Source organism: Streptomyces sp. I05A-00742 (genome assembly GCF_013055795.1).
Lineage (GTDB): Bacteria > Actinomycetota > Actinomycetes > Streptomycetales > Streptomycetaceae > Streptomyces.
Genome location: NZ_JABETO010000022.1, coordinates 84483 through 102626, shown reverse-complemented (window position 1 = coordinate 102626; position 18144 = coordinate 84483). Strand labels below are relative to the sequence as shown.

18 protein-coding genes are annotated in these 18144 nt (G+C 74.0%); 16 read left to right on the top strand and 2 right to left on the bottom strand.

Features of this window, described 5'->3' with window-relative positions; genetic code table 11:
• The first annotated feature begins 385 nt into the window (after positions 1-385).
• From HN013_RS21000 to HN013_RS20990, 3 genes are all read left to right on the top strand, one after another.
• Positions 386-1603, top strand: coding sequence for an aminotransferase class I/II-fold pyridoxal phosphate-dependent enzyme (locus HN013_RS21000; protein WP_212764609.1), 1218 nt, complete (start codon positions 386-388; stop codon positions 1601-1603).
• Between the two features lie 340 nt (positions 1604-1943).
• Positions 1944-2549: a DUF2617 family protein gene (locus HN013_RS20995; protein WP_171168452.1), complete on the top strand. Its 606-nt coding sequence runs from the start codon at positions 1944-1946 to the stop codon at positions 2547-2549.
• A 49-nt stretch (positions 2550-2598) separates the two neighbouring features.
• A complete protein-coding gene (locus HN013_RS20990; RefSeq protein WP_171168450.1) occupies positions 2599-4101 on the top strand; it encodes a polyamine aminopropyltransferase in 1503 nt (500 codons plus the stop codon).
• Positions 4102-4114: 13 nt separating this feature from the next.
• Here HN013_RS20990 and HN013_RS20985 read toward each other — a convergent pair whose 3' ends face one another.
• Complete coding sequence (locus HN013_RS20985) at positions 4115-4993, bottom strand: AraC family transcriptional regulator (RefSeq protein ID WP_249375191.1); 879 nt, start codon at positions 4991-4993, stop codon at positions 4115-4117.
• 132 nt (positions 4994-5125) lie between these two features.
• Between HN013_RS20985 and HN013_RS20980 the strand changes: the two genes are divergently transcribed.
• From HN013_RS20980 to HN013_RS20920, 13 genes are all read left to right on the top strand, one after another.
• Positions 5126-5797, top strand: a complete 672-nt coding sequence (locus tag HN013_RS20980) for a DsbA family protein (protein WP_171168471.1) — start codon at positions 5126-5128, stop codon at positions 5795-5797.
• Between the two features lie 48 nt (positions 5798-5845).
• Positions 5846-6496 (top strand): NAD(P)-dependent oxidoreductase, encoded by a 651-nt coding sequence (locus tag HN013_RS20975; protein ID WP_171168447.1) that lies wholly within the window; start codon positions 5846-5848, stop codon positions 6494-6496.
• A gap of 141 nt (positions 6497-6637) precedes the next feature.
• On the top strand, positions 6638-7405 hold the full coding sequence (locus HN013_RS20970; protein WP_171168445.1) for a CoxG family protein: 768 nt from the start codon (positions 6638-6640) through the stop codon (positions 7403-7405).
• Between the two features lie 50 nt (positions 7406-7455).
• Complete coding sequence (locus HN013_RS20965; protein WP_171168443.1) at positions 7456-8250, top strand: aldose 1-epimerase; 795 nt, start codon at positions 7456-7458, stop codon at positions 8248-8250.
• 10 nt (positions 8251-8260) lie between these two features.
• Complete coding sequence (gene pyrE, locus HN013_RS20960; protein WP_171168441.1) at positions 8261-8797, top strand: orotate phosphoribosyltransferase; 537 nt, start codon at positions 8261-8263, stop codon at positions 8795-8797.
• A 193-nt stretch (positions 8798-8990) separates the two neighbouring features.
• Positions 8991-10013: a class II fructose-bisphosphate aldolase gene (fbaA, locus tag HN013_RS20955; protein WP_171168439.1), complete on the top strand. Its 1023-nt coding sequence runs from the start codon at positions 8991-8993 to the stop codon at positions 10011-10013.
• 84 nt (positions 10014-10097) lie between these two features.
• Complete coding sequence (locus tag HN013_RS20950) at positions 10098-11612, top strand: MFS transporter (RefSeq protein WP_249375190.1); 1515 nt, start codon at positions 10098-10100, stop codon at positions 11610-11612.
• Between the two features lie 60 nt (positions 11613-11672).
• Entirely contained in the window at positions 11673-12086 is a 414-nt protein-coding gene (locus HN013_RS20945) for a DUF3151 domain-containing protein (RefSeq protein ID WP_171168438.1), read from the top strand.
• A 170-nt stretch (positions 12087-12256) separates the two neighbouring features.
• On the top strand, positions 12257-13087 hold the full coding sequence (locus HN013_RS20940; RefSeq protein WP_171168436.1) for a tryptophan 2,3-dioxygenase: 831 nt from the start codon (positions 12257-12259) through the stop codon (positions 13085-13087).
• On the top strand, positions 13080-14294 hold the full coding sequence (gene kynU / locus HN013_RS20935) for a kynureninase (RefSeq protein ID WP_171168434.1): 1215 nt from the start codon (positions 13080-13082) through the stop codon (positions 14292-14294). The genes HN013_RS20940 and kynU overlap by 8 nt, the downstream gene beginning before the upstream one ends.
• On the top strand, positions 14291-15079 hold the full coding sequence (locus HN013_RS20930; RefSeq protein WP_171168432.1) for an alpha/beta hydrolase: 789 nt from the start codon (positions 14291-14293) through the stop codon (positions 15077-15079). Before kynU ends, HN013_RS20930 begins: the two co-directional genes overlap by 4 nt.
• Positions 15080-15163: 84 nt before the next feature.
• Positions 15164-16405 (top strand): sensor histidine kinase, encoded by a 1242-nt coding sequence (locus HN013_RS20925; protein WP_171168467.1) that lies wholly within the window; start codon positions 15164-15166, stop codon positions 16403-16405.
• Entirely contained in the window at positions 16402-17061 is a 660-nt protein-coding gene (locus tag HN013_RS20920) for a response regulator transcription factor (RefSeq protein WP_171168430.1), read from the top strand. The genes HN013_RS20925 and HN013_RS20920 overlap by 4 nt, the downstream gene beginning before the upstream one ends.
• 133 nt (positions 17062-17194) lie before the next feature.
• Here HN013_RS20920 and HN013_RS20915 read toward each other — a convergent pair whose 3' ends face one another.
• Complete coding sequence (locus HN013_RS20915; protein ID WP_171168428.1) at positions 17195-18037, bottom strand: diacylglycerol kinase; 843 nt, start codon at positions 18035-18037, stop codon at positions 17195-17197.
• Positions 18038-18144 lie beyond the last annotated feature (107 nt).

Here is an 18144-nt window from a genome sequence, read left to right as displayed (position 1 = left end):
CGGCGCGGCTCCGGGGTGCGGACGGGCACGGCGGTGTCGGCGGACACGGGACCTCCTCGGGGCACCCCCCGGACCGGCCGGGCACGGTGCCGCCGGGCCCCGCGGGGCGGGCTCGGGCGGCGGGACCGGTCGGGGCGCCGGGGACGGCGCCGGTGCGGAACGTGCGGCACATCGACCATGCGGCCGGGGCTTCGCGCGCGCGCCGCGTCACGCCCGTACGGGCCGCCGCTTCCACCCACTCGGCGCACCCCGGGCGGCGCGTCGCGGTGCGTGCCGTGCCCTCCGGGAGGGAACGCCGTCGGGGCACGGGTGTTCGCGCGCCCCTAGGGTGGGCCGGGTCACGGACATCCGGAGGGTACGACCGGGATACGACCGGGAGGGGCGCATGACGACGGAGAGCAACGCCGCGTGGGGGCCGGCGGCACGGGTCGCGGGGCTGGGCACGTCGGTGTTCACGGAGATGACCGAGCTGGCGCGGAGCACCGGGGCGGTGAACCTCGGGCAGGGCGTGCCGGAGCTGGCCAGTCCGCGGGAGCTGCTGGAGGACGCCGCGGCGGCGGTGCTGGCGGGGGTCAACCAGTACCCGCCGGCCCATGGCACGCCCGCGCTGCGGGAGGCGGTGGCGGCGCACCAGCTGCGGCGGTACGGGCTGGAGTACGACCCGCGGGACGAGGTCCTGGTGACCACCGGGGCCACCGAGGCGCTCGCGGGGGCGCTGCTGGGGCTGTGCGACCCGGGGGACGAGGTGGTGGTCTTCGACCCCTGCTACGACGCCTACGCGGCGGGGGCCCACTTCGCGGGTGCGAAGCTCGTCCCGGTGCCGCTGGTCACGGAGGGGGACGCCTTCGTGCTGGACGCCGACGCGCTGCGGGCGGCCGTCACCCCGCGTACGCGGGTGCTGCTGCTGAACGACCCGCACAATCCGACGGGCAAGGTGTTCACGGCAGGGGAGCTGGCGGCCGTCGCCGAGGTGTGCGTGGAGCACGGGCTGACGGTGGTGACGGACGAGGTGTACGAGCACCTGGTCCTCGACGAGGGCGTCGCGCACCGGACGATCGCCGCGCTGCCGGGCATGCGGGAGCGGACGCTCACCATCTCGTCGGCCGGCAAGACGTTCGGGGTGACCGGCTGGAAGGTCGGCTGGGTCTGCGGCCCGGCGCACCTGGTGGCGGCGGTGGCCGGCGTGAAGCAGTTCCTCACCTACACCTCGGGTGCGCCCTTCCAGGACGCGCTGGCCCGGGCGCTGGGGGGCGTGGAGGAGTGGGCGGCGGAGCTGCGGCGGATGCTGGGGCGCCACCGCGATCTGTTGAGCGAAGGACTGGCGCGCGCCGGGTTGCGCCCGTACCGGGCGGACGCCGGGTATTTCCTCCAGGCGGACATCCGCGCGTGGGGGCACGGGGACGGCGTGCGATTCTGCCGTGAACTCCCTTTGCGCGCCGGGGTTGTGGCCATTCCGACATCCGCCTTCTTTGTGCGCCCGGGCGCCCCGTCCCATCTGGTGCGATTCTCGTTCTGCAAGCGCGAGGAGTCGGTTCGCGAGGCGGTGGAGAGGCTGGAGCAGGGCCGGCCGGGCCCGGGGCAGGCAGCGGGGGGTCACGGGTAAAGGCGGTTTGATCTGCGGATTTGCAAGTGGCCCATGCTTGGCCGCATATGCGCCCGGTGGCAACAACTGCTGCCGGGCGTTGTTTCGTTGAACATGTGAGCTGTCCGGCCCACGCGTGGATGGAAAATCGACGATGATGGGTAAAAATGCTGTGGGCGCCGTTGGCTTCATGATTTCCTCTCGATCAGAGCCACGTTCAGAGAAAACTCCTGGGATTCCTCGGAATCGCCTCCGCCGGATCCGGGAGCCTCCAAAGTGGGCATGAGCCGGCGCACTCGAAGACCTGGTCCTCCTCGGGTGGGCCGGCCATCCCCCCACTGTTCGCTCGCGGAGCCGACCCATGCTCACCATCCTCAAGACCAGCTACACCGACACCCGTGCGGCCGACCTCGCCTGGTGCCTGGGCCGGGAGCCGCTGCCGGCGCTGGCCGTACTGGATCTCCAACTCGATCGCGCGTCCGTGCAGTTGCGGCTGCTCGGCGCCTCCCACCAGGTCCTTCTGGAGGAGGACAGCGGGGCCTGCTCGGAGACTGTCGCCTGCATACCCGGCAGCAGCACCCCGCTTCCCCTGGGCGTCGCCAAGCGCGTCGGCTCCTGGGAGTACGAATTCGCGGCGCGCGTCGAAACCCTGTCCCGATGTTCGTTCGCCGGGCGGGCGCAGGAGCTGCTGGCGCTGGTCGCCGAGCATCCCCAGGGCCTCGCCGGAACGTTTCCGGGCGACCCGCACGCCTTCACCGCCCTGCTCGCCCAGCGACGGGACGGCCAGGTCAGCTGGCGCACCTGGCACGCGTACCCGCAGGAGGGCCGGCTGGTGGTCACCCGCACCCGGGTGGGTGTGCGCGCCGACTGCGCACCCGTGGGCGCGCGGGGCGCCGCCCACCGCCCTGGCGCGAGCCCCCTGGCGAACGGTTCGTCCCTCAACTCGCTCGCGCATCACGAGCATTGAACTCGTGTGGGTGACATGATGTGGCCGGATCGTGACGTAGCGTTCCGGCATGATCTACCGACCGGTACCCGCACGTCTGCCCGTACCGGCCGGGCTCGGCCGCCTCCTCGTGCTGATCACGGTCTTCGTCTGCGCCGCCTGTGGCCTGGTGTACGAGCTGGAACTGGTCGCCCTGGCCTCGTACCTCATCGGTGACTCCGTCACCCAGGCGTCCGTCGTGCTGTCGGTGATGGTCTTCGCCATGGGCGTCGGCTCACTGCTCGCCAAACGCCTCCGGCGGCGGGCGGCGCTCGGGTTCGCGGCCGTGGAGGCGGTGCTCGCCCTGGTGGGCGGCCAGTCGGCGATGGCGCTCTACGCCTGCTTCGCCTGGTACGGCAGGGCATGGCCCGCGCTCGTGGTGTTCTCGCTGGTCATCGGGGTGCTCATCGGGGCGGAAGTGCCCCTGCTGATGACCCTCATCCAGCGCGTCCGGCGGCAGGACGCCGGCGGCGCGGTGGCCGACCTCTTCGCCGCCGACTACGTGGGCGCCCTGGTCGGCGGGCTGGCCTTCCCGTTCCTGCTGCTGCCGATGCTCGGCCAGCTGACGGGCGCGCTGGTCACCGGCGCGATCAACGCCGTGGCCGGCGGGGCGCTGGTGCTCTGGGTCTTCCGCGGCGATCTGAGCACCCGCGCCCGCCGGGTGGTGACCGCCGCCAATGTGCTGGTCCTGGCCCTGCTCGCGCTCTGCTCGGTGCTCACAGGACCGTTCGAGCGGGCCGCCCGGCACGCCGTCTACGGCGCGGACATCCGGGTCGCCGTCCGCACCGAGCTCCAGGAACTCGTCCTGACCGGCGGCGGTACGGCCGGCCGGCCGCTCTCACTCTTCCTGAACGGGCGGCTGCGGGCCGTCGGCGAGTCCTCCCGCTACCACGAGGCGCTGGTCCGCCCCGCGATGGCGGGCCCGCACCGGCGCGTCCTGGTGCTCGGCGGCGGCGACGGCATGGCCCTGCGCGAGGTGCTGCGCCACCCGGACGTGACCGGAGTGACGGTCGTCGATCCCGACACGGCGGTGGTGCGCCTCGCCCGCAGCCACCCCGGCCTGCGCCGGCTCAACCGGGACTCCTACGAGGACGCCCGGGTCACCGTCGTCCACTCCGACCCCTTCGCCTGGCTGCGGCGGATCTCCGCCGGCCAGGAGCCCTACGACGTGGTGATCGGCGACCTGCCCGGGCCGGAGGGACCGGGCGGCGCCAAGCTGTACTCGCAGGAGTTCTACGGGCTGACGGCGCGGTGGCTCGCGGAGGGCGGGCGCGCGGCCGTGCACGCTGGGAGCGCATCCGGGAGCCCGCACGACTTCTGGACGGTGGACGCGACCCTGCGGTCGGTGGGGCTGACGACCGAGCCGTACCGGGCCGGGGCCGCGGGGGAGGAGTGGGGGTTCGTGCTGGCCGCCCGGGACCCGGACGGCGCCGGGCTGCCGGAGGTGTCCGGCGCCGGGGCGCGGGGCGTCGCCCGGCCGGACGGGGCCGGGGAGCCGCCGTCCACGCTGATGCACCCCCGCTACGGGGAGTGAGCCGCCGCCGGCCCTACACCCCGGGGCGGCGCACCGTCTCGCGGAACGCGCCCGGCGCCACCCCGGTCCGCTGCTGGAAGAACTTCGAGAAGTTCGCCGCGTCCTCGAAGCCCAGGCGCTCCCCGACCCGGACCACCGCCAGATCGCTATGGGCCAGCAGCCGCTTGGCCTCCAGCACCACCCGCCGGTCGATGAACTCCTTCGCCCCGACCCCGGCCGCGGCCAGGGTCGCCCGGGAGAGCGTGCGCGGCGCGTAGCCGAGGGCGCGGGCGTAGTCGGCGACCCGGTGGGTGGTCGCGAAGTCCCGTTCCACCGCCGCGCGGAAGCGGACGAACGCGTCCCCGGGCGCCGGGACGCGGCTGCCCACCGGCGCCGTGAGGTGGCCCAGCCGGAGCACCAGCACGGAGAGCAGGTGCCGCAGCACCTCGGCGTGGACGTCGGCGGGCAGGCCCGCGCCGGTGCGGAAGTCGGCCGCGAGATGGTGGACCGCGCAGGTCACCGCCTCGCGGTCGGTGCCCACCGGCTGCCACAGCACCGGGTGGAACGGGTCGTCGGCCAGCGCCGCGACGGCGGAGCCGGGCGGCAGGAAGCCCGGCTGGACGAGGATCACCGTGCCCTCGATCCGGTCGGCGTCCCCGAAGCTCTGCACCTGGCCGGGGCGCACCCAGAGCACCGAGCCCTCGGTCAGCCAGTAGCCCGTGAAGTCCACCGTGTGGGAGGTGGCGCCCGCGTCCACGACGACGAGCTGGTGGAAGTCGAGCCGCTGCGGCCGGGACAGCAGCCCCTCGGGCGCCCGGGCGCGCAGCTCGGCGACGGTCATCACCTCGATGCCCTGGGGGGTGCCGGGCGGGGGCCGGTAGGTGAGCTCGACGATCTCGGAGGCGTCGGCCATGCCGGCGTGTCCTTTTTTCACCATGAGGAGACCCGATCGTACCTGGATGGACGCTTCGTACCGACTTAGCGTTGTAGTCAATCACCACAGTGATTTCACAAGCAACGACTGAAGGAGAACGAGGTGAACGCCATGGCACGGCAGCGGCGGCTGACGGTCACCTACGCATTCGACGCCTACTGCGGCTGGTGCTACGGCTTCGGCCCCACCGTCCGCGAGTTCGCGGCCGTGAACGCCGACCGGCTCGACCTGCGGGTGGTGAGCGGCGGTCTGTTCACCGGGGCCCGCGCCCAGCCGGTGGGCGCCTACGCCTCGTACATCCCGCAGTCGGACGCCCGGATCGCCGAGCTCACGGGTGCGGTCTTCGGCGAGGCGTACTCCCGCGCGGTGGCGGAGGGCACGACCGTCCTCGACTCCGCCGACGCCGCGACCGCGCTGGTCGCCCTGGCCCGGCAGGTGCCCGGGGACGCCCCCGGCGGCCCCGGCGGCAGGACGCTCGAACTCGCCGGGGCGCTCCAGCGCGCCTGGTACCGGGACGGGCGGAGCCTGTCCGACCCGGCCACCCTGAAGGCCGTCGCCGAGGGCGCCGGCCTGGACGGGGACGACGCCGTCGCCGCGTACGCCCTGCCCGGCACCCGGCAGGAGGCCCTGGCCGGCTTCCGCGAGGTCCGGCGGCTCGGTGTGGACAGCTTCCCCACCCTGCTGCTGCACACGGCCGACGGCGGGGTGCGGCGGCTCGGCGGCCCCGCGACCTCCGCGCAGGCGCTGACCCGTGCTCTCGACGAGCATGGAACCGGCGCGTAGCACCCCTCTTTCCCCTTCCCCACCCCACTTCTTCTTCAGGAGATTCCCATGGCGAAGATCGCCCTCTTCGGCGCCAACGGCACGATCGGCAGCCGCGTCCTGCGCGAGGCGCTGAACCGCGGACACCGGGTGACGGCCGTCGTCCGTGACCCCGCCAAGCTCACCGAGCAGCACGACAACCTCACGGTCACCACCGGCGACGTGCTCGATCCGCAGTCCGTCGCCGCCGCGGCCCAGGGCCAGGACGTCGTCGTCAGCGCGGTCGGCGGCGGCGACGGCCCCGGCCATGTCGCCACCATCACCCCCGCCGCCAAGTCCCTGGTCGAGGGCCTGCGTTCGCTCGGCGGCGCGGCCCCGCGGCTGATCGCGGTCGGCGGCGCCGGCTCGCTGCGCACCCCCGACGGCAAGCAGGTCTGGGACACGGAGGGGCTGCCGGAGTTCCTGCTCCAGATCATGCACGCCCACGGCGACGCGCTCGACTACTACCGCACGGTCTCCGACGTGCGCTGGACCAACCTCAGCCCGGCCGGTCTGATCGAGCCCGGCGAGCGCACCGGCACCTACCGCACGGGCCTCGACGACCTGGTCGTCGACGAGAACGGCAAGAGCCGCATCTCCGCGGAGGACTACGCGGTCGCCCTCGTCGACGAGATCGAGAAGCCGCGCCACGTCGGCAAGCGCTTCACGGTCGCGGACTGATCCCGTCCGGTGCCGGACCGGCCCGCTCGGGGCCGGTCCGGTCGGCTCCCGGTCGACGAATGGCCGCCTTCCACCGGAAAGTTCGATCGGATTCGACCGGGGAGTGCCTGGTGAGGAACCCGGTGGGTAGGCTCGCTTGCCATGGAGCACGAGGTTTTCGTTCCGTTTCCCGTCGGCGACGTCCGGCGGGCCCTGTCCGACCCCGCCCGCGTGGCCCGGTGCGTCCCGGGTCTGCAGCAGGATGCGGGTGGGACGGGTGATGCGGGCGATGCGGCGGCGGGTACGGGCACCGGCATCACGGTGGCCGGCCGGCTGCGGCTGCGCATCGGCGGTTCGACGATCACCTACCGGGGGACGCTCCGGCTGACCGAGCACGACGGCGCGTACGAGCTGTCGGCCGAGGGCACGGAGGCGCGCGGCTCCGCCACCGTGTCGCTCACCCTGAGCGCCCTGCCCGAAGAGGCGCCCGGCGGCACCCGGGTGGCCTGCTCCGGCACCGTCGCCCGCGCCGGCCGGCTGGCCGAGTTCGACGACCGGACGGTGGAGGGAACGGCCCGCCGGCTGCTGGACCGCTTCACCACGGCGCTCTCCGAGGAGCTGGCGCAGGAGGTGCGGGACGCGGCGCTGCGGGAGGAACTGCCGCCCCTGGAGGACGACGAGGCCTTCGTCGCCGCCGACGAGGTCGTGGTGGACGACGAGCCGCCGGCCGAGGCGGCCCACGCGCGCCGGACGATGATCGGCCGCAGCGCGGAGGAGGTCGACCACGCCCCGCCGCGCGGCCGGTACGCGCCGGTCCCCGCGCCCGAGACCACGACCGGCCGGGCGGCCCTGCGCTGGGCGGCCCCCGCGGCGGCCGTGGCCCTCGCCTCGGCGGTGGTCGTGGGACGGGTGCTGCGCCGCCGGCGCTGACGGTGGTGCTCGGCGCGTGTCGCCGCCGACGCGCGCCTATCGTCGATGACGTGACCAACGCTCAGACGAAACTGACCGCAGGCAACGCCGAAGCGACCGTGGACGCGGAGCACGGCTGCCGCCTCTCCAGCCTCCGCGTGGGCGGGACCGAACTCCTCCGGCAGGGCCCGAAGTACGGGGCCTTCCCCATGGTCCCCTGGTGCGGCCGCATCGAGAACGGCCGCTTCCGCAACGGCGCCGAGACGCACCAGATGCCCGTCAACCACCCTCCGCACGCCATCCACGGCACCGGACGGGACACGGCCTGGCGCGTCTCCCGCGCCGAGGACGCCTTCGCCGCGTTCACCTACGACCTCGCCGACCCCTGGCCGTACCCCGGCCGCGTCACCCAGTTGGCGGAGCTGGCCGAGGATTCCCTGACCCTGACCATGGGCGTCGAGGCGGCCACGGACTCGTTCCCGGCCCAGGCCGGCTGGCACCCCTGGTTCCTGCGCAACCTCGGCACCGGCGGTGATGTCGAGCTCGGTTTCGCTGCCGCCTGGCAGGAGGAGCGCGGCGAGGACCACCTCCCCACCGGGCGCCGCATCGACCCGAAGCCCGGCCCCTGGGACGACTGCTTCGGGATGCCGGACGGGGTGCGCGTGACGCTCACCTGGCCGGGCGCCCTGGAGCTGACCGTCACCAGCCGGGCCGAGTGGGTCGTCGTCTACGACGAGCAGGACGAGGCCGTCTGCGTCGAGCCGCAGTCCGGTCCGCCCAACGGGCTGAACACCCTGCCGCGCCTGGTCACCCCCATCGACCCCCTGGAAATCTCCACCACCTGGACCTGGCGGGTCCTGGCATAGGCTCGACCCCATGAACGCGCGTGACGCCCTGCTTCAGCAGATCAAGGACAAGGCCGTGGTCCACGGCAAGGTGACCCTCTCCTCCGGCAAGGAGGCCGACTACTACATCGACCTGCGCCGGATCACCCTGGACGCCCAGGCGGCGCCGCTGGTCGGCCAGGTGATGCTCGACGCCACCGCCGACCTGGAGTACGACGCCGTGGGCGGGCTGACCCTGGGCGCCGACCCGGTCGCCACCTCGATGCTGCACGCCGCCGCCGCCCGCGGCCGCACGCTGGACGCCTTCGTCGTCCGCAAGGCGCAGAAGACGCACGGTATGCAGCGCCGGATCGAGGGCCCCGACATCACGGGCCGCCGGGTGCTGATCGTCGAGGACACCTCCACCACCGGCGGTTCGCCGCTGACCGCCGTGGAGGCGGCGCGCGAGGCCGGTGCCGAGGTCGTCGCCGTGGCGACGATCGTCGACCGCGGGGCCGCCCAGGCCATCGCGGACGCCGGTCTGCGCTATGTCACCGGTTACCGGCTCGGGGACCTCGACCTGGCCTGACCTGCGGTTTTTCCCAGGGCGTCGACGACGGGCGCGTGGTTTCACGTGAAACCACGCGCCCGTCGCCGTTACCGCGGGGATGCACCATGTGGAGCAATTCGGGGAGTCTGGGAAGATGGGGACGACGATGAACGTCGCCCCCTAGGTCAGGGCACCCAGCAGCCCACCCGCGCACATCACGAGGAGCGGACAGATGCCCATCGCAACCCCCGAGGTCTACAACGAGATGCTCGACCGGGCGAAGGCAGGCAAGTTCGCCTACCCGGCCATCAATGTGACCTCGACGCAGACTCTGCACGCCGCGCTGCGCGGCTTCGCCGAGGCGGAGAGCGACGGCATCATCCAGATCTCCACCGGCGGCGCGGAGTTCCTGGGCGGCCAGTACAGCAAGGACATGGTCTCCGGCGCCGTCGCGCTGGCCGAGTTCGCGCACGTCGTGGCCAAGAAGTACCCGGTCAACATTGCGCTGCACACCGACCACTGCCCCAAGGACAAGCTGGACGGCTACGTCCGTCCGCTGCTGAAGGTCTCCCAGGAGCGCGTGGCCGCCGGGCAGAACCCGCTGTTCCAGTCCCACATGTGGGACGGCTCCGCCGAGAAGCTCGATGAGAACCTGGCCATCGCCAAGGAACTGCTCGCCGAGGCCGTCAAGGCGAAGATCATCCTTGAGGTCGAGATCACCCCGACCGGTGGCGAGGAGGACGGCGTCACCCACGAGATCAACGACTCGCTGTACACCACCGTCGCCGACGTCGAGAAGACCGCCGAGGCCCTGGGCCTGGGCGAGAAGGGCCGCTACCTGCTGGCCGCCTCCTTCGGCAACGTCCACGGCGTCTACAAGCCGGGCAACGTCGTGCTCCGCCCCGAGCTGCTCCGCGACCTCCAGGACGGCATCGCCGCCAAGCACGGCAAGCAGGACCCGTTCGACTTCGTCTTCCACGGCGGCTCCGGCTCCACCGAGGAGGAGATCCGCACCGCGCTGGAGAACGGCGTCGTGAAGATGAACCTGGACACCGACACCCAGTACGCCTTCACCCGCCCGGTGGCGGCGCACATGTTCAAGAACTACGACGGCGTCCTCAAGGTCGACGGCGAGGTCGGCAACAAGAAGACCTACGACCCGCGCACCTGGGGCAAGCTGGCCGAGGCGAGCATGGCCGAGCGCGTCACCAAGGCCTGCGCCGACCTGCGGGCCACGGGCACCAAGCTCAAGTAGTCACCGCGCGAGCGTCGAGGGGCCCGGCCATGTGCCGGGCCCCTTCGCATGGCCGCCCACCCACCGCCGGGGGACGATCGGACCATGAGCGATTCCGAACGGGAGCGCGAGGCGACGGCCCCCGGCGTCCGGCCCGCGGAGGGTCCCGGCATCCGGATGGGCACAGCCACGGGACGCTTCGTGCTGCTCACGGCCGTCCTCGGCTCGGGCATGGCCATGCTGGACAGCACCGTCGTCAACGTCGCCCTGCCGCACATCGGCGCCGACCTCGGGGCCGACCTCCCCGTCCTCCAGTGGACCGTGAACGCCTACATGCTCACCCTCGCCGGGCTGATCCTGCTCGGCGGCTCGCTCGGCGACCGGTTCGGGCGGCGGCGGGTGTTCGTCGTCGGAGTGGTGTGGTTCGCGCTCGCCTCCCTGCTGTGCGGCCTCGCCCCCGACGCCGGGGTGCTGGTCGCCGCCCGCGCCCTCCAGGGCGTCGGCGGGGCCCTGCTCACCCCCGGGTCCCTCGCCATGCTCCAGTCCGTCTTCCGCCCCGACGACCGGGCGGCCGCGGTCGGCGCCTGGTCCGGACTGGGCGGGGTGGCGTCCGCGGTCGGCCCGTTCGTCGGCGGCTGGCTGGTGGACGGGCCGGGCTGGCGCTGGGTCTTCCTGATCAACCTGCCGGTCGCCGCGGTGTGCGTCCCCGTGGCCCTGCGGCACGTCCCGGAGACCAGGGACCCCGCCGCCCACGGCCGTTTCGACGCGGCCGGCGCCGCCCTCGGCGCCCTGGCCCTCGGCCTGGTGACCTACGCCCTCATCGCCGCCCCCGACCGGGGAGTGTCCCCGCAGGTCATCGTCCCCGCGGTGGCCGGAGTGCTGCTCGGCGTCCTCTTCGTGCGCGTCGAGGGGCGGATCGCCGACCCGATGCTGCCGCCCGGCATCTTCTCCATCAGGACGTTCTCCGCGGTCAACGCGGTCACGGTCTGCGTGTACGCGGCGTTCGGCGGCTTCTTCTTCCTCTCCGTCCTCCAGTTCCAGATCGTCGCCGGCTGGTCCGCGCTGGTGGCGGGCACGGCACTGCTGCCCACCACCGTCCTGATGCTGCTGCTGTCCTCCCGCGCCGGCCGGCTCGGGCAGACGATCGGCCCCCGGCTGCCGCTGACCGTGGGACCGCTGCTGTGCGCGGCGGGCATGCTCCTGATGACGCGCGCCGGAGCGGGCGCGGTGTACTGGCGGGACGTGCTGCCCGCCCTGCTCGTCCTCGGCCTGGGCATGGTCGCGCTGGTCGCCCCGCTCACCGCGACCGTGCTCGCCTCGGTGGACGTCGGCCGCGCGGGCCTGGCCAGCGGCATCAACAACGCGGCGGCCCGGGCGGCGGGCCTGGTCGCGGTGGCCGCCCTGCCGCTGCTCGCCGGGATGGGCCCCGAGGCGTACCGCGACCCCGACGCGTTCGGGAGCGCCTTCCGGCGGGCCATGGTGTGGTGCGCCGCGGCGCTGGTGGCCGGCGCCGTACTGGCGTGGACGACGATCCGGGAGCCCCGGCGCGGGGCCTGCCACCCGGAGTGCGCGTACCACTGCGGAGTGACCTCACCGCCCCTGGACCCCGGAGAGGGCTGAGTGTCCGGGGCCGTCCCTCCGCTTCTGGCGCCGGCGCGGTGACAGTGCAGACTGGAGCTCATGGCCATTCACGAGAACCTGCTCGGGGGACCGCCCCCGACCCACCTGCCCGACGACCCCGAGCCGCGCGAACTGCTCGCCTCCGGCGCGGCGCCCGCCGAGGTCGCCGCCAAGTACCCGGCCTCCTCGCTCGCCTGGGCGCAGCTCGCCGACGAGGCCTTCGAGGCCGGCCGGGTCGTCGAGTCCTACGCCTACGCCCGCACCGGCTACCACCGCGGCCTCGACGCGCTGCGCCGCAGCGGCTGGAAGGGCCACGGCCCGGTGCCGTTCGAGCACGAGCCCAACCGCGGGTTCCTCCGGGCGCTGCACGCCCTCGCGCGGGCCGCGCAGTCGATCGGTGAGCAGGAGGAGTACGAGCGCTGCTCGGCCTTCCTGCGCGACAGCTCGCCGACGGCCGCCAACACCCTGGGCTGAGCCGCGGCACGCCGGCCGGAACCCGCCGCACGGGCGGGAGTTCCGGCCGGCACTCCCCTTGCGGGAGCGCCGTCCGGGACGGAGGATGCGCGCAGGGGACCGGGGCTCCGATGCCGAAGGAGAGGGGCGGACCGCTACCCGGGAGCAGCAGTCGGTGCCGAGGAGCCACGATGTCGCAACCGTCGCAACCGCCCATGTCCCCCCAGCTGGAGTTCGAGGCCACCACGCCCTACGAGGACTACGTCCGGGCCGAAGTCCTCTCCAGCCTCCAACGACCCCTGACCGACGACCCCGGTGAGCCCGCGTTCCTCATCACCACCCAGGTGATGGAGCTGTGGTTCACCCTCCTCGTCCACGAGTGGGAGGCCGCCGCCCGCGCGCTGCGCCGGGACGACCTGCCCACGGCGCTGGCCGCCCTCGAACGGTCCACGCACGAACTGGCGTCGCTCAACGCGTCGTGGGAGCCCATCGCCCGGCTGACGCCCGCCCAGTTCAACCGCTACCGGAAGGCGCTCGGCGAGGCGTCCGGTTTCCAGTCGGCCATGTACCGCCGGGTGGAGTTCCTGCTCGGCGAGAAGTCCACCGCCCTGCTGGTCCCCTACCGCAACGTGCCGCGGACGTACGCCCGGCTGGAGAAGGCGCTGCACGAACCCACCCTCTACGACGAGGTGTTGCACTGGCTCGCCCGCCGCGGCCACGCCGTCCCGGATTCGGTGCTCACCCGCGACGTGTCGGCGCGCTACGAGCCGGACCCGGGCGTCGAGGACGTGTGGCAACGGATCTACGCCGGTGACCAGAGTGCCGACGAGTGCCGGCTGGGCGAGAGCCTGACCGAGGTCGCCGAGCGGGTGTGGCGCTGGCGCAACGACCATCTGGTGGCCACCCGGCGGGCGATGGGCGCCAAACCGGGCACGGGCGGGTCGGCGGGCGTCGCCTGGCTGGAGAAGCGGGCCCGCAAGACGGTGTTCCCCGAGGTGTGGACGGCGCGCGGCCGTGTCTGACGTCGACGCGACCGCCCCCTCCGGCCTCGTGGCGGAGGCCGCCCGCCTGGACGCCGCCGACGAACTGAGGGCGAAGCGCGCCGCGTTCGCCCTCGACGACGGCGTCGCCTACCTCGACGGCAACTCGCTCGGCGCCCTGCCCCGCGCCGTCGCGCCGCGCCTCGCCGACGTCGTCGCCCGCGAGTGGGGCGAACTGCGCATCCGCTCCTGGGAGGAGTCCGGCTGGTGGGCCGCGCCCGAGCGGGTCGGTGACCGGATCGGGCGGCTGGTCGGGGCCGCGCCCGGCCAGGTCGTCGTGGGCGACTCGACCAGCGTCAACGTCTTCAAGGCGGTGGTGGCCGCCGTCCGTCTCGCGGGGGGCGGCCCCCGCGACGAGATCCTCGTCGACGCGGCGACGTTCCCGACGGACGGCTACGTCGCCGCGTCCGCGGCCCGGCTGACCGGCTGCCGGATCCGGGCCGTCCCCGCCGGGGACATCGGCGCCGCCGCGGGACCGCGGACCGCCGCCGCGGTCGTCAACCACGTCGACTACCGCACCGGCCGGCTCCACGACCTGCCCGGCACCACCGCCGCCGTGCACGCCGCCGGGGCGCCCGTGGTCTGGGACCTGTGCCACAGCGCCGGGGCCCTGCCCGTCGGGCTGGACGAGCACGGCGTGGACCTCGCGGTCGGCTGCACCTACAAGTACCTGAACGGCGGCCCCGGTTCACCGGCCTACCTGTACATCCGCCGCGGCCTCCAGCCCCGCTTCGACTCCCCGCTGCCCGGCTGGAACTCGCACGCCGACCCCTTCGGCATGTCCCCCGCCTTCACCCCCGCGGACGGCCCGGCCCGCGGCCGGACCGGGACCCCGGAGATCCTCTCCCTGCTGGCGCTGGACGCCGCGCTGGACGTGTGGGACGACGTCGGCCTCGCCGCCGTCCGGGCCAAGAGCCTCGCCCTCACCGACTTCTTCCTGCGCTGCGTGGCCGCGCTGGTCCCGGAGGGCCGGGTGGAGTCCGTCACCCCCGCCGACCACCCCGCGCGCGGCAGCCAGGTGTCGCTGCGCTGCCCGTCGGACGCGGAGGCGGTGACGGCCGCGCTGGTGCGCCGGGGCGTCGTCGGCGACTTCCGCCGCCCCGACGTGCTCCGCTTCGGCTTCGCGCCGCTCTACAACACCTTCGCCGACGCCGAGCGGGCGGCGCGGACGCTGGCGGAGGTGCTGTGACCGCCGCGGACGAGGAATCCGAGCTCTTCGGCCTCCCGTACGTCCCGCCCGACGCCACGACCGCCTACGGCCCGCACCCGGACCAGATCATCGACCACTACCTGCCCACCGCCCTTCCGAACGGCGTCCTCGTCACCCTGCTCCACGGCGGCTTCTGGCGCCTGGCGTACGACCGGCGGCATCTCGCCCCGCTGGCGTCCGCCCTGGCCGCGCACGGTTTCGACACCGCGCTCGCGGAGTACCGGCGGGTCGGCGGCGGGGGCGGCTGGCCCGCCACCTTCGAGGACGTGCTGTCCGCCGTCGCCGCGAGCGGCCCGGCCCGGCGGCACGTCCTCGTCGGCCACTCGGCCGGCGGCCAGCTCGCGCTGTGCGCGGCGGCCCGGCCGGACGTGGCCGTGGACGCGGTCGTGGCCGTCGCCCCCGTCGCGGACCTGGCCCGCGCCCGGGCGACGGGGACCGGCGGCGACGCGGTCGACGCGCTGCTCGGGGGCCGGGAGACGGTCGAGGCCGATCCGGCCCAGTTGCTGCCCCGGGTGCCGGTCACCGTGCTGCACGGCGCCGCCGACACCGACGTGCCGGTCGAGCTGTCCCACCGCTACACGGCCGCCGCCCGGCTCCTGGTCCGCGCCGACCTGCACGTCCTGCCCGGGACCGGGCACTACGCGCCCGTCACCCCCGGCACCCCGGCCTGCGCCGCGCTGCTGAACCTCGTGGCGTCGTCCGTCCCCCCGGAGCCCGGCCCCGGCCGCGTAGTACTTGAGGTGGACGCCGACGGATCCCCATGAACGGGGACGACGTACGCCGTCCGGGTGCTTACGGTGGAACGTGTGAACCAGACCCCCGGGACGACCCTCCGCAGCGAGCTGCTCATGGTGAGGAGCGCCTTCGACGGCATCCACCGCGACCTCTTCACCGACGCCTTCGCCTTCCGGCCGCTGGCACCGCTCGCGGACGACAGCCGGCTCCTCGCCGCGGTACCGCGCGGGACCCGCCGGTACGTCCGGTGGCTGCCGCACGTGGCCGTCGTGGTGTTCACCCTGTTCCTGACGTACGAGGCACTGGTGCAGGGCGGTCCGGTGGTCGCGGTGCTCACCGCGGTGCCCCTGCTCCTGACCCTCGTCCGGCCCATCGGCGCGTGGTGGTGCTCGGTCGCCGCGATCTTCCTATGGGCCTTCTCGGGGACCATTCTGGCGATGTCGGTCCCGTTCGGCGTCCACGTCCTGGTCATGCTGCTCGTCGCGATGCGTTCCCGGCCCCGGGTGGCCGGGGAGATGTGGCTGCTGACGGCGGGCATCGCGGTCTTCCTGACCGTGTTCCGCCCCATCCTGGCGCGTTCCTCGCTCTTCGAGTTCCTGGTCGTCTCCGGCGTCCTGCTCTTCGCGGTCCTCGCGGTGCGGGTGCTGCGCGACTCCCGGGAGCAGGTGGCCGCGCAGGCGGCCGTCACCGAGGTCGAGCGGTCCCGGCGGACCGTCCTGGAGGAGCGCACCACCATCGCCCGCGAGCTGCACGACGTCGTCGCGCACCACATGTCCGTCGTCGCCATCCAGGCCGAGGCGGCCCCCTACCGCGTCCAGGACACCCCGCCCGAGCTGGCCGCCGCGTTCGCCACCATCCGCGAGAACGCCGTCGCCGCCCTCACCGAGCTCCGCCGCGTCCTCGGCGTGATCCGCTCCGACAGCTCCGGCGTGTTCGACGACCCCGAGGCCCCGCAGCCCACCCTGGCCGCCCTGGACGTGCTGCTCACCAACGTCCGGCACGCCGGCCTCTCCGTCGAACACGTCACGACGGGCGCCGTGCGCCCGCTGCCGCAGGGCGTCGAGCTCTCCGCCTACCGGATCGTCCAGGAGGCGCTGAGCAACGTCCTGCGGCACGCGCCCGGCGCCGAGGCGCGCGTCGAGGTCTCCTACGTGCTCGGCGGGCTCGGCCTGCGCGTCGTCAACGGGCCGCCCGACCGGCTGGCCAAGCCCTCGCCCGGCGCCGGCCACGGCGTGCTGGGCATGCGCGAGCGCGTCGGGATGCTCGGCGGCGGGATGACGGCGGAGGCCACCGCGGACGGCGGCTACGAGGTCAGCGCGTTCCTGCCGGTCGACCTGGCGGAGGCCGCCGCGTGACCATCAGAGTGCTGATCGTCGACGACCAGATGATGGTCCGCGAGGGCTTCTCCGTCCTGCTCAACGCCCAGCCCGACATCGAGGTCGTCGGCGAGGCGGTGGACGGCCGCCAGGCCCTGGCGAAGGTCGCCGAGCTCCGCCCCGACGTCGTCCTCATGGACATCCGCATGCCCGAGCTCAACGGGCTGGAGGCCACGCGCGAGATCGTCGCCGCCGACGCGGACGCCAAGGTGCTGGTCCTGACCACCTTCGACCTGGACGAGTACGTCTACCAGGCGCTCCGCGCCGGGGCGAGCGGCTTCCTGCTCAAGGACGCGTCGGCGCGGCAGCTGGCGGACGGCGTCCGGGTGGTCGCGGCCGGCGAGGCCCTGCTCGCCCCCACGGTCACCAAGCGGCTGATCCACGAGTTCTCCCGGCTCGGCACGCCGCGCCCGCCCTCGCAGGAGCGGATCGCGGATCTGACCGAGCGGGAGACGGAGGTGCTGGTGCTCGTGGCCCAGGGCCGGTCGAACGCGGAGATCGCGTCCTTTCTGGTTGTCGCCGAGTCGACGGTGAAGACGCATGTCAGCAGGATTCTGGTGAAGCTGGGGCTGCGGGATCGGACGCAGGCTGCGGTGTTCGCGTATGAAGCCGGGCTGATCACGCCGGGTGGGTGAGGGGGTGCGCCTGCGGCGGGCGGTGCCCCGGTCCCGCCCCTTCACCGTTTCCCGGGGAGATCCCCGGACCCCCTGAAACCGCGCTCCGCGCGGTTGTCGCAGGCGCGCTCGGGGGCGCGGGGCAGACCCACCCCTACCCCGGCAACATCAGCCGCCACGCCTCCTCCAACGCCGTCCACGTCCGTTCCCTCACCGGCCCCCGCAGCCGCTCGTCCGCGCGGTAGCGGAAGTCCGGGCCCGAGACCGTGACCGTTCGGGCGCGGCAGCGGAGAGGGGGGCCCTCGCCCTGCGGGTGGACGGCGACCTCCGCGAGGCCGCCCACCGCCGAGACGGCGACGCGGTCGACCGGCCGGTCCTCGTCGGCGAGCAGCACCCCGTCCGCCTCGACCCGCAGCCGCGAGCCGGTCACGGGGAGCCGGCCCGTGGGCCGGGTCAGCAGGGCCAGGGCGGTCCGGGCCGTCCGGGCGGCGGGCGACCACCACGGTCGGTACGCCGTCCGGGCCACCGCGCACCCGGCCCGCTCACGGGGCCGTCCGGCGGGCGCCCAGAGGCCGCCGAGCACCACGCCGTCGCTCTCGTCGGCCAGCAGGCCGAGCCGCCGCTCGGCACCGTCCAGCACCGCCCTGGCCGCCGCCACCGCCCCCAGGGGCACGCCGAGCACCCGGGCGACCGACACCGCGGACAGCGGCCCCACCGGGACCCAGGCGAGGGGCGCCTCGGCCAGCTCCCGCTGCCGGTGCAGCAGGCCGACCACACGCAGTAAGGCCCGGTCGTCCCCGACGACGACCGTTCGCTTCCGGCCGCGCCGGGCCACCGCCCGCGCGACCTCTCCGGGGCCGTCCGGGAGACAGATTTTGGCCATCGATCCGGCCGTCAGCACGTCCTTGGCGATCCGCACGGATTCGCCGTCCACGCGCCGCGCGACCGGGTCGACGACGATCAGCAGCTGCTGTCCTGTCGGGTCTGCAGCCGACACGTTCGTCCTTCCTCAGGTAACCTCTCGGTGCAAGAGCCCCTGTCGCTGTTGCGCCAGGGGCTTCGTCTATCCGGGGCACCGGTTCGACGGCTCTATCGGTGGTGAAC

Coding starts and splice junctions, on each gene's coding strand:
- HN013_RS21000 (WP_212764609.1), top strand. CDS start 386: ATGACGACGGAGAGCAACGCCGCGTGGGGGCCGGCGGCACGGGTCGCG.
- HN013_RS20995 (WP_171168452.1), top strand. CDS start 1,944: ATGCTCACCATCCTCAAGACCAGCTACACCGACACCCGTGCGGCCGAC.
- HN013_RS20990 (WP_171168450.1), top strand. CDS start 2,599: ATGATCTACCGACCGGTACCCGCACGTCTGCCCGTACCGGCCGGGCTC.
- HN013_RS20985 (WP_249375191.1), bottom strand. CDS start 4,993: ATGGCCGACGCCTCCGAGATCGTCGAGCTCACCTACCGGCCCCCGCCC.
- HN013_RS20980 (WP_171168471.1), top strand. CDS start 5,126: ATGGCACGGCAGCGGCGGCTGACGGTCACCTACGCATTCGACGCCTAC.
- HN013_RS20975 (WP_171168447.1), top strand. CDS start 5,846: ATGGCGAAGATCGCCCTCTTCGGCGCCAACGGCACGATCGGCAGCCGC.
- HN013_RS20970 (WP_171168445.1), top strand. CDS start 6,638: ATGGAGCACGAGGTTTTCGTTCCGTTTCCCGTCGGCGACGTCCGGCGG.
- pyrE (WP_171168441.1), top strand. CDS start 8,261: ATGAACGCGCGTGACGCCCTGCTTCAGCAGATCAAGGACAAGGCCGTG.
- fbaA (WP_171168439.1), top strand. CDS start 8,991: ATGCCCATCGCAACCCCCGAGGTCTACAACGAGATGCTCGACCGGGCG.
- HN013_RS20950 (WP_249375190.1), top strand. CDS start 10,098: ATGAGCGATTCCGAACGGGAGCGCGAGGCGACGGCCCCCGGCGTCCGG.
- HN013_RS20945 (WP_171168438.1), top strand. CDS start 11,673: ATGGCCATTCACGAGAACCTGCTCGGGGGACCGCCCCCGACCCACCTG.
- HN013_RS20940 (WP_171168436.1), top strand. CDS start 12,257: ATGTCGCAACCGTCGCAACCGCCCATGTCCCCCCAGCTGGAGTTCGAG.
- HN013_RS20925 (WP_171168467.1), top strand. CDS start 15,164: ATGGTGAGGAGCGCCTTCGACGGCATCCACCGCGACCTCTTCACCGAC.